At 64.1% G+C, this 12,850-nt stretch carries 9 protein-coding genes; 8 read left to right on the forward strand and 1 reads right to left on the reverse strand.

Going from position 1 to position 12,850, the window contains the following annotated elements; all coding sequences use genetic code 11:
* Positions 1–178: 178 nt before the first annotated feature.
* Positions 179–952, reverse strand: a complete 774-nt coding sequence (locus H3005_RS15780; RefSeq protein ID WP_100553450.1) for a helix-turn-helix transcriptional regulator — start codon at positions 950–952, stop codon at positions 179–181.
* Between the two features lie 93 nt (positions 953–1,045).
* Between H3005_RS15780 and H3005_RS15785 the strand changes: the two genes are divergently transcribed.
* From H3005_RS15785 to H3005_RS15820, 8 genes are all read left to right on the forward strand, one after another.
* A complete protein-coding gene (locus tag H3005_RS15785) occupies positions 1,046–1,813 on the forward strand; it encodes an alpha/beta hydrolase (protein ID WP_100553449.1) in 768 nt (255 codons plus the stop codon).
* 109 nt (positions 1,814–1,922) lie between these two features.
* Complete coding sequence (locus H3005_RS15790) at positions 1,923–2,288, forward strand: NirD/YgiW/YdeI family stress tolerance protein (protein ID WP_100553448.1); 366 nt, start codon at positions 1,923–1,925, stop codon at positions 2,286–2,288.
* A 292-nt stretch (positions 2,289–2,580) separates the two neighbouring features.
* Positions 2,581–3,087: a CS1 type fimbrial major subunit gene (locus tag H3005_RS15795; protein ID WP_099820820.1), complete on the forward strand. Its 507-nt coding sequence runs from the start codon at positions 2,581–2,583 to the stop codon at positions 3,085–3,087.
* Between the two features lie 53 nt (positions 3,088–3,140).
* Complete coding sequence (locus tag H3005_RS15800; protein ID WP_100553447.1) at positions 3,141–5,864, forward strand: TcfC E-set like domain-containing protein; 2,724 nt, start codon at positions 3,141–3,143, stop codon at positions 5,862–5,864.
* 137 nt (positions 5,865–6,001) lie between these two features.
* The gene (locus H3005_RS21140) at positions 6,002–6,994 is read left to right on the forward strand and encodes a CfaE/CblD family pilus tip adhesin (protein ID WP_331273772.1); all 993 of its coding nucleotides are present in this window, start codon (positions 6,002–6,004) and stop codon (positions 6,992–6,994) included.
* Positions 6,995–7,011: 17 nt separating this feature from the next.
* On the forward strand, positions 7,012–7,719 hold the full coding sequence (locus tag H3005_RS15810) for a pilus assembly protein (RefSeq protein WP_100553446.1): 708 nt from the start codon (positions 7,012–7,014) through the stop codon (positions 7,717–7,719).
* A 62-nt stretch (positions 7,720–7,781) separates the two neighbouring features.
* Positions 7,782–8,060: an ESPR domain-containing protein gene (locus tag H3005_RS15815; RefSeq protein ID WP_191078560.1), complete on the forward strand. Its 279-nt coding sequence runs from the start codon at positions 7,782–7,784 to the stop codon at positions 8,058–8,060.
* A complete protein-coding gene (locus tag H3005_RS15820; protein WP_223880287.1) occupies positions 7,982–12,841 on the forward strand; it encodes a YadA-like family protein in 4,860 nt (1,619 codons plus the stop codon). The genes H3005_RS15815 and H3005_RS15820 overlap by 79 nt, the downstream gene beginning before the upstream one ends.
* The last annotated feature ends 9 nt before the right edge of the window (positions 12,842–12,850 follow it).

Here is a 12,850-nt window from a genome sequence, read left to right on the forward strand (position 1 = left end):
ACCGATTCCGCTGTTGATCCTGTACGCGATCTTCTTCTGAAATCGTATCGTTGAGTGAGACCCATCAGGCCGCCGCAAGGCGGCCTGATGCCATCCTGTTGCGCCTGAGCATTTGTACAATCGAGCCACGCTCGACGCACACGCGCAGCGCGAGCAACAACCACGCGCAGGCCGGGTACTACGCCTCCACGTACCGGCTCGGCGAACATCCCAGCACACGCCGGAAGGCCGCAGAAAACGCACTGGGGCTTGCATAGCCAAGGTCCAGCGCGACACGGGTCACCGCTTGGCCCTGTCCCAGCCGCTCGATGGCCGCCAGCAGGCACACCTGCTGCCGCCACTCGGCAAAACCCACCCCGGTATCGGCGCGGAACAGGCGCGTGAACGTGCGCCGGCTCATGCCTGCGTCTGCGGCAACGTCATCGAGGCGGGCTGCCAGCGAGGGAGTATCGAACAGGGCACGACAGACACGTGCAAGGCGTGCATCGGCAGGCAGCGGTGCATGCAGGGAAAGCACCGGCATCGATGCGATTTCCGCCACCAGCAACTGCATCAGTTTGCCTGCACGCCCGTCCTCGTCATACAGCGGGGGCAGGTCCACCGCCGCCTCCAGCAGCTTCTGCAACAGCGCAGAGACCGCGAACACTTGGCAGTGCTCCGGCAGCGCGACTGCGTCGGCCGCCCCGGCGGAGAGAAAAGCGTTGAGCATCGTCACCGGCCCCCGCATGGTCATCTCATGCGCCAGGCCTGCAGGCACCCAGCAGGCGCGCCGTGGCGGAACCAGCCAGCGCCCCTGCGGCGTGGCCACACTGATGGTGCCGCGCGCAGCGAACGCGAACTGCCCACGCCGATGGGCATGACGGGGAAACGTGGACTCGGCTGCGTAGTCGTTCGAGGTGACCACGACATCGCGTGGCAGGTCTTCGTAGGGGTCAAGCAGCGAGTTGCGCATGGCCCGGATTCTATAGCGATTGACCCGTCATCGACGGTGCGACTGACGTGCGATGCCTAGCATCGGGGATTCCCCCAACTGCACTGGAATCCCATGGCCAATACCTTTCATCGCGTGGGGCACGGATCGCACCCTGTCCTGGCCCTGCACGGCTGGTTCGGCGACGCGCACGCGTTCGAGCCGATCGAGCCATGGCTGTCGCGCGACGACTTCAGCTACCTCTTCATGGACTGCCGGGGCTACGGCGGCATGCGTGATGCGCCTGGCGCGTACACCATCGACGAGATCGCCTCCGACGCGCTGGACCTGATGACGTCCCTCGGCCAAGAACGCTTCAGCGTGGCAGGTCATTCGATGGGCGGCATGGCCATTGAACGCATGGCGGTGCTTGCGCCGGAACGGATACGTGGCATGGTGGCCATTGCGCCGGTGCCTTGCGGCGGCATTGCCTACGACGCCGCGACGCGAGGCCTGCTTGAAGCGGCAGCCGGGGACGTAAGCATCCGTCGGACCATCATCGATCGCAGTACCGGCGGACGGCTGCCGGCGCAATGGCTCGACTGGAAGGCCGCGTATTCGGCGGCACATGCTTCACCTGCAGCATTTGCTGCCTATCTTCCAGCGTGGGCGGATACCGATTTCAGCAATGAGATCGTCGGCACTCATCGGTTGAAGGTGCTGGTGGGCGGGCACGATCCCACCTTCAACCGTGCACTGATGGAGCGCACGTATCTGCGCCGCTACCGGCAGGCCGCGATGGAGGTCCTGCAGGATGCCGGGCATTACCCGATGAACGAGACGCCGCTGGCCCTGGTGGCGGCCATGGAATCGTTCCTGAAAGAGGCGTCGGGTCCGGGATGAATGGTTTCTGACATTGGATGTCGTTTTCAGATCTTTTCGGATTTATTGCATGGGCATCACATTCGAGGCGATAGAACCTGAGGGTACTTATCCCTGCATGGAGAACACCATGAACCGACGACTCACCCTTGCGCTCCTCGCCACCTCCTTGAGCCTGCTCAGCGCCGGGGCTTTTGCCCAGTACACCGGCCCGGGCGCCACCAGTGCCGTCACCACGGTTGCCGAGGCGCGCGACCAGCGTGACGACCAGCCGGTGGTGCTGCAGGGCACGCTGGTGGCCAAGATCGGCCACGAGCGCTACCGCTTCAAGGACGCCACCGGCGAGATCGATGTGGAAATCGACGACAAGGATCTGCCCAGCCACCAGGCCGTCAGCGCGACCACCGTGGTGGAGCTGCATGGTGAAGTGGATACGCACCGCTTCAAGCCCACCGACATCGACGTGGATCATGTGCGGATCGTCAGCACGCGTTGAGGCGGCGGCATTGCACACAGGCGACGAGCATGGCTCGACTCGGCAAAGTGCATTCCGCGCAATGAGGGTTGTTGCAAAGACCGTATGAGGAAATTTGCATAACCCTCAAACATTGAAAGCCTTCAAAGAATCTTCTTAACGTTCAGTTATTTAGGAAAGCTTGAATGGCCGGCGCAGGGTAGGCATACCTACCATTCTCTCGTCGGCCGCACCCACCTCTGCGGACGGCGCTTCCCTCCCTTTCTCCTTGGGGAGGGGAGCTTTCATATCCCCCTGTCCGAGAGAGACACACATGCACGCCATTCTGAAGAAGGCCACGCTCGCTGCAGCGTTGGCCACCGTTTCGCTGTCCGCCCATGCCTTCGACGCCGACATCAAGGTCTGGGCCAGCGTCGACCCGACCCTGGCCATGCTGAAGGCCGACGGCACCGCGCTGGATTCGGTGGTGAACCTGGTCCACAACCCGGTCAACGGCCTGGTGCCGTGGTCGCAGCAGGTGCGTATCTACTCCAACGATATCGACCAGGACATCGAAGTGCGCGTCGGCAGCGCGCCGCAGCTGCTGCACACCTCGGGCGCTGGCGCCCCGGTGCCGCTGACCGTCAGCCTCAACGGCAAGGCATTGACCGTGGCCGCGCAGGACTTCCTTGCCTCCGACCTGTTCGATGGCGCGCTGCCGGGCGCATCGATTCCGATGCCGCTGCGTATCGCGCAGACCAACCAGGCGCCGATCACTGCCGGTGGCCAGTACGAAGGCATCGTCACCATCGCCATGCAGCAGAAGACCACCAGCCCGTAAGGCGCCCGCGCCGGCCCGCTCCCCGGGCCGGCCGCTTCCGGTAACCCCCCCCCATGAAAGCCCCCGCACCCGCCGTCACCCGGCTGGCGGTCGCGCTCGCCCTGTCGTTGGCCACGCCCCTGGTCGCAGCGCGCGGCGTTCCCGTCGGTTTCGAGGATCTGGTTGAAGGCCAGACCGAACAACTCGAGGTACGCCTGTTCGGTCGTTCGACCGGGCTGGTGCCGGTACGCGTGACCCTGGAACACGTGCAGCTGGAAGCCCCGGCCGAGGCGCTGCAGGCATTGCAGTTGCCCGCCGAGGCACAGGCGGCGTTGTTGCCAGCGCTGTCGCAACCACTGCCGCGCAACAGTCACCTGGCCTGCCGCTACGGTGGCGCCAGCGCCGGTTGCGGTTACATCGATCCCCCCGAGGAGCCCACCGCCGTGCGCGCGCTGTATGACGAAGGCGAGGGCGCCGTGCGCCTGTTCGTCGCCCGCCAATGGATTCCCGGCGAACCGGCCGCCGAGCGCTACCACCAGGTCAGCGCCAATGCCGAAAACGCCTTCCTGCACCAGCACACGCTCAATGTCAGTGGCGGCCGCGGCTACCAGTCGCTGGCCGCGCAGGGCATGGGTGCGCTGGGCGTGTTCCAGCGCGGGCACCTGTCCGCCGACTGGACCTTCAGCCAGCAGCACTACCGCGGTGGCCGTGCCCGCCGTGATTTCCAGCTGGACAACACCTACTACCGTCATGACCTGGGCCAACAGCACTACCTGCAGGCCGGGCGCATGGACCGCCGCAACCTGAGCAGCCCGCAGGGCGGCACCTTCAGCTTCAGCATGCTGCCGATGGACCGCTTTCAGGGCCTGCGCCTGGGTACCACGCAGGCCTACGTGGATTCCGCCGCTGCCGTGCAGGCCACGCCGCTCACCGTGTTGCTGGCGCGCGATGCACGCGTGGATGCGTTCGATGGTGAGCGCCTGCTGCAGACCTTCTACCTGCAGGCCGGCATCAACCAGCTCGATACGCGCCGGTTCCCGCTGGGCAACTACACCATCACCCTGCGCATCTACGAAGACGGCGTACTGGTGCGCAGCGAAGACGCGCCGTTCGACAAGGGTGGCGACTGGACCGACAGCAGCGTGCAGTGGTTCCTGCAGGGCGGGCGCCGCAACGAACGCCGCAGTGACCATTTCGATGATGAGCTGGCGGCGATGGGCGGCGTGCGCGTGCCGGTGTCGCGCAACGTGGCGATGACGGCCGGCCTCGCAGACCTGGGTGGCTTCAGTTATGGCGAACTGCGGCTGGACCTGCGCCATGTGTTCGCCACCCAGGAGATCCGCGGCACGTTCAGCGGCATGCACGGCAGTGATGGCAGCCGTGGCCAGCAGCATCAGCTGTCCTACCGCCGCCGTGCCTCGTGGAATGTGTACCACCAGCGCATGCGTGGTCGCGCCTGCCAGTTCGAGGCCGACGCGCGCGACCGGCTGGGCTGTGCCGACTCGCTCAGTGCCTCGATGGCGCTGCCGGTGGCCGGCGGCAATGCCTACGTGGCCTACACCCGCCGCCAGACCTGGCGCGCAGGCACCGTGCAACCGGGGCTGGGGGATGATCCGCTGGCCGGGCTCGAGCCGCTGTTGCCGCCGTGGATTCCACAACCCACGCGCGTGCCGCAGCTCAGCCGCACCTGGCAGGCCAGCTACAGCCGCAGCCAGCGCTGGGGCGAGTTCAGTGTCTCCAGCCGCATCGGCGTGTGGCAGCAGACCAGCGGCGGTGCCCTGCGCGATGGTCGTGACCGCGGCATCTATTTCAACTTCAGCCTCAACCGCCTGCAGCGCGGCGACCGCGGCAGCTCGCAGCGGCGCTACGGTGTGGACGTGCGCCAGCCGCAGCACGCGCGGCCTGACGTCAATTACAACGCCGGGCAGACCCTGCGCCAGGAATACGAAGACCAGTACCGCGAAGTGTCCGGCGAACTACGCGGCAACAACAACGAGCGCTACAGCGCCACGCTTAGCGGGCAGCTGCAGAACCGCATCGGCCAGACCGGCGCCACGGTATCGCGCTACCAGCACCAGGGCGGCAACGAGGTGGCGTACAGCGCCACGCATAGTTCCGGACTGGCCGTCGGCTCGCGTGGGCTGTACTGGGGCGCAGGCGTGGGCGCCGATGCCGGGCTGGCAGTACAGGTGGATGGCACCGACGACCTGGACCTGACCGGCGTTGCCGCCGAACTGCAGGTGGGTGGACTGCGCCGGCAGCGGCTGAAGCTGGGCGAACGCCGCTTGCTGCCGATTTCCGCCTACCAATCGCACCGCGCCGAAGTGCAGGACGCCAGCGCACTGGACAGCATCGCGGCCGTCCGCGTGAGCGGCGTGGGCGGTGCGCGCCCGCTGTTCCTCTCGCCCGGGCGGCTGGTGCGCCTGCCGGTGCCGATTGAAGTGACCTACACCTTCATCGGCAACGCCCACGACATCGCCGGTGCACCGCTGCGCGGCGCCCGCATTCTCAACGCGCCGGTGCCCGGCACCGGCAGCAATGGAGGCTTCGTGGCCGACTTCCCACGACGCGAGAAGACGCTGTACCTGCTGCAGGACCACCGGCTGCTGCACTGTCCGCTGCAGGTGCGCGAGCGCCGCAGTGTGGTGATGCTGGTGGGCACCGTGCAGTGCGAGCCGCTGGCCGTGGCCCAGTTGCCTGCTGATATCCGGCATCAGGCGCGAGTGACGCGACTGCTGCAGGAGCAGGCGTTGATTGCCGCCACGCCGCAGACCGCGGCCGCGGGAGGTGTGCAGTGAACCGGCGGGTGTGGTGGGTGATGGCGGTGTTGTGTGCGTTGGTGGTGTTGGCGCCGCGGGCGATGGCGCAGCAGCCGCCGGAGACAGATCCCAGTCCGATAGTCCAGCAGGTGACGCTTGCGTGGGATCGATCGTCCATGCCAGGCGATCTGGAGATTTGGCCAGACAGGACGGTTCTGGGCTTCAGCCGTGACGTGTCGCGCAAGCTTGGCCAGATACATCTGACCTGCCGATCCAGTGTGGATCCTTCGCAAGGCAGCTGCAGAACCTCTGGCGATGAGGATGTGCTGTTCGGATCGTCGGAAATCGTACTCAGGATGGTCGAACAACGATCCGGTCTTCCAACAGAAGTGAGATTGAACGGTTGGTTGCGACGGATCGTGTCGGGTCGTGCATGCACTGGCGATTTTTGGACCCAGCACGTATACCCGCTGTACTCAGCAGCTTGGGACCAATGCAATGTTGATGAGCCGCTAGGTACCGGAGTAAGGCTTGTACTTCTACAAGAAGAACTCAGGAGACTGGTAGCGGGTCATTGGCACGGTGAGCTCCAGCTCGATCTCAAAGTGGATCCAGCACAAGGAACGGTGCTGACCAATGTCATCACCTTCGACTTCACCATCACCGACTACAACGCGGTCTCCATCTACTTCCCGCTCTTCGACCAGGTCACGCCACACGTTGGCCTGAACCTGCAGTACGACCCGCTGGCACAGACCGTCGGCGGCCGAACCCAACTCGACATGTGCCTGTACGACGGACTGGGCTCGCAGAGCCAGTACCTGGGCGTCACTGTGCGTGACAGCGGACCACGCCCTCCGGGGCCCTCCGGCTACTCGGTGTGGCATGCCGATGGCGGCAGCGATGCCACGCAGCGCGTGGACTACACCGTCACCCTCGATCACAACGGCAGCGCCCTGCCCATGCGCAACGGCGTGGAGCAGCTGCTGCACGGCATCGACACCGCAAAGCTGCGCCTGGTGCTGCTGCCCGGCATGACCCAGCCGGTGTTCTGCGTGCCCACGCCACTGGTGCTGGAAACCCCTCGCGTGCCGGTCAGCAGCAAACGCCCCGGCTACTACGACGGCGATCTCAAGGTGGAAATGCGCGTTCCCACTGTCACGCCCTGATTCCCATGGAGACCCCGATGAAGCCTCTCATTCGCTGTCTGATTTCCTTGTCGCTGCTGATGGCGATGCCTGCCCACGCCAACCTCACCGTGCACCCCATGCGCACGTCGGTGGACGTGAAGAAGGGCGCGCAGATCCGCATCTATTCGCAGTCCACCCAGCCGCAGTACGTGCAGGCCTCGATCAAGCGCATCGTCGACCCGGCCGGTGCAGAAGAACACGAGGTTGAGGTCGAGCCTGGCGAAGCAGCCATCGCCATCACCCCCGGCAAGTTCGCGCTGGCCGGTGGTGGCAATCGCCTGATCCGGGTGATTCCGCTGCAGCCGGTCGAAAAGGAAACCGCCTATCGCGTCTACTTCGAAGGCGTGCGTGGCCCCGAAGGCGTTGAGCACGCAGGCGAGGGCGAGCGCGCACAGGCCAATGTCGGTGTCAGCCTGGTCTGGGGCGCGCTGGTCAATGTGCTGCCCGCGCAGCCGGCCATGGCGATGAAGGTGGAAGGAAACCGCCTGCGCAACACCGGCACGGTGCGTGTCGGCATCACCAGCATTGCTGACTGCGATGGCGCGCGCTGCACCGCGCACGAGGTGTCGCAAAGCCTGTATCCCGGCAGTGCATTGGAACTGCCTTTCCCCGTGCAGCCCGGGCACACGCTGCAACTGCGTTACCGCCTCACCCGCGATGGTCATCGCGAACACGTACAGACCCTGGCGCCCAGCGCCGGTTGATCACCAGTCCCGCCGGATTCTCTGGTGGGGCATCTCTTCGCACCCTCAGTTAAGGAGATTCAATGAATCGCATATATCGTCGCCTGTGGAATCGAGCCCGGCAGTGCTGGGTGGTTACCAGTGAGCTGGGGCGGGCAACAAGGAAGCCTGCCCAGCAGGTTTGTGGTGCACCTGCAGTGGTGCTGTTGGTACTGGCCGCTTCCTTCAGTACTTCAGCCTATGCACAACAGGATGAGATGATCACATCAATTGGCGTGATCCGATGTCGCTGTACGCTTCCCCGCTGGCCTTCAGGTCTGCCATCAGTCCACTGGCCAGACATACGCAGCTCGCAATCGTAAATGACACGCACTATCGCGATTCGACCGTGAGCGGCGATTTCTCGATGATCCTCGGCTCGCGCTCGACGGCAACAGGAAAGTCATCCGTTGTATATGGAACTCTGGCAATTCTTGATGGCGAAAGCTCCGCCGCCATTGGTTCGCATTCAACGGTAAAAGGCAGTTTCAGCGTTGGCGTTGGAGCTGGAGCGTACGTCAATGGCTCTGGTTCGACCTCGCTTGGGGCATATGCAAGGACTGTTGGCGACAACGGGGTAGCGATCGGAAGAGCGTCTCAGGTAGACACTGGCGCCGGAGTTTCGGGAGTCGCTATTGGCGCCGATTCTCGGGCGGGTACGCCAGGATGGACGGGCGCCGTAGCGGTGGGTGGGGAAGCTCAGGCGGGTCACGATGGCGTGGCGCTCGGGTATGCATCGAAGACCAACGGCGCGGGCGCATTAGCCATGGGCAGCAGAGCAAATGCAGCTTCCAATGATTCCCTTGCCTTCGGAAGGAACTCACGATCCAGCGGAGCCGGTGCAACTTCGCTCGGAGGCTCCGCCTCTGCAAGTGGCACGGGAGCAACGGCAGTCGGTCTTAACGCTTCGGCTGCTGGCGAGTTCGCTATTGCCTTCGGCTACGAGTCAAAGGCCAACAGCACGCACACGACTTCCTTGGGCAGTCGCTCTAGTGCCAGTGGCATCGGCGCAACCGCCTACGGCAACTCGTCTTATGTGAGCGGGCGCAATGGTACTGCCGTGGGCAGTGGCTCCCGTGTTGACAGCGGAAATTCGGAGGGTGCCATCGCCATCGGTGGCGATTCCCGTGCCGGTGCCAATGGCTACAACGGTGGTATCGCCTTGGGAAGCAAGGCCAATGCCAGCCACGATAGCGTGGCCATCGGCTACGAAGCTGCTACGCGAGCAAACAATGCGGTTGCGCTGGGGCGCGGCTCGATTGCGACCGAGGCCAATACGGTCTCAGTAGGAACCAGTGGCGCCAAGAGGCGCGTTGTGAATGTGGAGGACGCGCGCCTTTCGACCACCAGCACCGATGCGGTTACCGGCAAGCAGCTCAATTCCACCAACACCAACGTGACCAGAGCCCAGACCGCTGCCGATGCAGCGAAGACGACAGCCGCGGCAGCGCAGTCCACGGCCAACACGGCCAACACCAATGCCAACACAGCTCTGACGAAGGCCAATACGGTCAGCGGGTTGGTCAGCCAGATATCGGCAAGTGGCAACGTAAGGCTGGGTGGTGAGAACACCGGCACCGTGCTGGATGTTCGCAACAAGTCCAATGCTGTTCGCAGCATCACCGGCCTGAAGGATGGGGCGCTTTCTACATCAAGCACTGAAGCTGTGACGGGCAAGCAGCTCAATGCAACCAACACCAACGTGACGGCTGCTCAGACTGCGGCCGACGCGGCGAAGACCACGGCCACAGCAGCGCAGACCACCGCCACTACAGCCAACACCAACGCCAATACAGCGCTGGCCAAGGCCAATACGGTCAGTGGCCTGGTCAGCCAGGTATCGGCCAGTGGCAACGTACGCTTGGGCGGCGAGAACACCGGCACGGTGCTGGATGCCCGCAACAAGTCCAATGCGGTGCGCAGCATCACCGGCCTGAAGGATGGAGCGCTGAGCACGTCAAGCACGGAGGCCGTCACCGGCAAGCAGTTGAATGCCACCAACAGCAACGTTGCCGCCGTGAAGTCCACGGCGGACGCAGCGCAGGCACGCGTGGCGGTACTGGATGGCCTGGTGGGGCAGGTATCGGCAAGTGGAAACGTGCGCCTGGGTGCAGACAACACCGGTACCGTCGTCGACGTGGCCAACAAGAGTGGCGCCAAGCGCAAGCTGCAGAATCTGGCCAATGGCGTGCTCAACGCGTCCAGCACTGATGCAGTGACTGGGCAGCAGCTCAATGCCACCAATAGCGAAGTGACCAGTGTGCGCACGGCCGCAACCGCGGCGAAGACGGCGGCCGACGCCGCCCGTGGTGTAGCCGATGGCGCTGTGCAGAAGGCGGATGCCTTGGGAGGACTGGTGGGCCAAGTGTCTGCCAGTGGCAACGTTCGTCTGGGTGCGGAGAACACTGGGACCATCGTGGATGTGGCGAACAAGAGCGGTGGCAAGCGACGCATCTACAACATCGCCAACGGAACGCTTGGCGCGGGCAGCACGGATGCGGTGACCGGACAGCAGCTGTTTGCGACCAATACCACGGTGGAGACGCAGCAACAGGCCCTGGCCGGGCATGCGCAGCAGCTGGCGGATCAGGACGGGCGTATCGCCGACAACCGGGTCGAGCTGGACGCGCTGCGTGCTGACTTCGATAACTTCGATCCGGACCTGGATGGCGTGGTCAAGTTCAGTGCTGATCGTCGCCTGGTGGACATGGAAGGTGCGCGGGTATCGGGTGTGGCAGCGGGGGATATCAGTTCTGCGACCAGCACGGATGCGGTGAATGGCGGGCAGTTGTTTGCGACCAATGAGCGCGTCAATGCAATCGAGAGTGCCGGGAAGTTCCTGAGTATTGGAAGTGACAGCCTCAGCGAAGCCGCTAGGTCGGGCGCCTTTGGTGTGGCCATCGGTGATTCGGCGCAGGCAAGCGTTGAACATGAGGGAGGAACCGCGGTAGGGGCATATGCCAACGCTAGTGGCAAGAACTCTGTAGCCCTCGGCAGAGGGGCGCTTGTGGAGAAGGGGGCGGAGAGTTCTTTCGCGCTCGGTGCCGGTTCACGCGCAGCGGCAGTTGAAACAACGGCGGTTGGCGCGAATAGTAGGGTTGAAGCGGGTGCGGCCAGGTCCGTCGCCGTGGGGGCTGGATCAATTGCAAGGGAATCTGACACCGTCTCCTTTGGGACGAGTTTGTACCAGCGCCGACTGGTTAATGTAAGTCGAGGTATCGCAGAGGGTGACGTCTCCACAATCGCACAGCTCAACGAAACTCTTGCCGGGCTGGGTGGCGGTGCAGGCTTGGATGCTTTGGGGAACGTTGTCGGGCCAGCCTATAGCGTGCAAGGTGGCAAGCAGAACAATGTCGGAGATGCCTTGGCTGCACTCGATGGTGCAGTGGTCAGGTCAGACATTCGCGTAGATGGCCTCGAAGGTCAGCTGCGTGCGACGTTCCAACAATCACCCTCGACCCGGGTGGATGGAGTTGGTCAGCTTAATCTGGCAGGTGCGCAAGGCATGGTTCTGTCGAATCTGGCCGATGGTCGTATTGCCGCTGGTAGCCGCGATGCGGTGACTGGTAGCCAGCTGTATGCAGCCAAGCAAGATATCGCCGACAACAGAAGCGAGATCGATCAGATGAAGGAGCAGCGAAAGGGCCTGGCTGGCTTTACTCGCCAAGGTCCGATTGACTTTGCTGGCGCTCGGATTACCGGTCTGGCCGATGGTGATATCAGTTCGGCATCGAGCAGTGATGCCGTCAACGGCGGGCAGTTGTATACGACAAACAGCAGACTTACTGATCTGGAGGATTCACAACGGTTCCTGTCGGTAGGCTCAGCCGGTCCGGCAGTTTCCGCAAGAGCTGGTTTGGTGGGTGTTGCGCTAGGTGATTCGGCAGTGGGAGTTGGCGAGGGCGCGACTGCGTTGGGCAGTTTCTCCCGCGCAGGAGGCAAGAACTCTGTCGCTCTTGGTCGTGCCGCGCATGTCATGGAATCTGCGGAGGATGGCTTCGCCGTGGGTGTAAGGTCGGTGGTTGACGCGGAGAAGGGCATTGCAATAGGCGCTGCGAGCTCAGTCCAGGCGGGTGCCAACTATAGTGTTGCCATTGGTAGTGGTTCTATCGCCAGAGATGCTCTTACTGTTTCGTTCGGAGAAGGGGCTCTCCAGCGTCGCCTCGTCAACGTAGCCAACGGCCGCAACGCCAACGACGCAGCCACCATCGGCCAGCTCCGCGGTGCCCTGTCCACCCTCGGCGGCGATATCGACGCAAACGGCAACGTCACCACCCCCGGATTCAACATCCAGGGTCAGCACCAGAGCACCGTCAACGACGCTCTCACCACCTTGGACTCCGCCGTAGTCACCACCGGCTCTCGCATGGACCGCGTCGAAACCCAGCTCCGTTCGGTCTTCCAGGAAACGCCCTCCACCCGCAGCGACGGCACCGCCCAGCTCACCCTGGCGGGCGCCAACGGCATGGTCATCTCCAACGTGGCCAACGGCCTGATCGCGGCTGGCAGCCGCGAGGCGGTCAACGGTGGCCAGCTGCACGCGGTGCAACAGCAGCTCAATGGCCGCATGGATGGTCTGGAGCAGCGCGTCGATGGCCAGCCGCAGTCGCGTGCGCTGGCTACCGCTTCGGCCGCGCCGACCGATCAGGTCACGCCGACGCCGGAAGCCAGCGATTCGCCGCAGGTGGCCTCGGCAGGCGAGGGCACTTCGCCTACGCCGCAGCCGAAATCGAAGAAGGACGACACGCCGTCGCCCACGCCGCAGGTCGATACCGCTGAACTGGAGAAGATGCTGGCCCGCGCCAACGAGTACACCGATGGTGCCATCAGCAACTTCGAGCGTCGCCTGGACAAGATGGACAAGCGCTTCAACCGCATGGCGGCGATGAGCAGTGCGCAGACGGCCATGGCCATGAACACCGCTGGCCTGGCCACCTACAACCGCCTCGGCGCGGGCGTGGGCTACGCCGAGGGCGAATCGGCCATGGCGGTGGGTTACCAGCGCGTACTCAACGACAAGGGCTCAGCCACCTTCAGCCTCAATGGTGCGTTCACCAACAGCGGTGAGCGCAGCATGGGCGTGGGTGTGGGCATCGGCTGGTAAGCCATGGCG

Origin of the sequence: Stenotrophomonas sp. Br8, from assembly GCF_014763005.1 — a bacterium.
Taxonomy (GTDB): domain Bacteria; phylum Pseudomonadota; class Gammaproteobacteria; order Xanthomonadales; family Xanthomonadaceae; genus Stenotrophomonas; species Stenotrophomonas lactitubi.

Coding starts and splice junctions, on each gene's coding strand:
- H3005_RS15810 (WP_100553446.1), top strand. CDS start 7,012: ATGAAGCCTCTCATTCGCTGTCTGATTTCCTTGTCGCTGCTGATGGCG.
- H3005_RS15780 (WP_100553450.1), bottom strand. CDS start 952: ATGCGCAACTCGCTGCTTGACCCCTACGAAGACCTGCCACGCGATGTC.
- H3005_RS15800 (WP_100553447.1), top strand. CDS start 3,141: ATGAAAGCCCCCGCACCCGCCGTCACCCGGCTGGCGGTCGCGCTCGCC.
- H3005_RS15785 (WP_100553449.1), top strand. CDS start 1,046: ATGGCCAATACCTTTCATCGCGTGGGGCACGGATCGCACCCTGTCCTG.
- H3005_RS21140 (WP_331273772.1), top strand. CDS start 6,002: ATGCCAGGCGATCTGGAGATTTGGCCAGACAGGACGGTTCTGGGCTTC.
- H3005_RS15815 (WP_191078560.1), top strand. CDS start 7,782: ATGAATCGCATATATCGTCGCCTGTGGAATCGAGCCCGGCAGTGCTGG.
- H3005_RS15820 (WP_223880287.1), top strand. CDS start 7,982: ATGTCGCTGTACGCTTCCCCGCTGGCCTTCAGGTCTGCCATCAGTCCA.
- H3005_RS15790 (WP_100553448.1), top strand. CDS start 1,923: ATGAACCGACGACTCACCCTTGCGCTCCTCGCCACCTCCTTGAGCCTG.
- H3005_RS15795 (WP_099820820.1), top strand. CDS start 2,581: ATGCACGCCATTCTGAAGAAGGCCACGCTCGCTGCAGCGTTGGCCACC.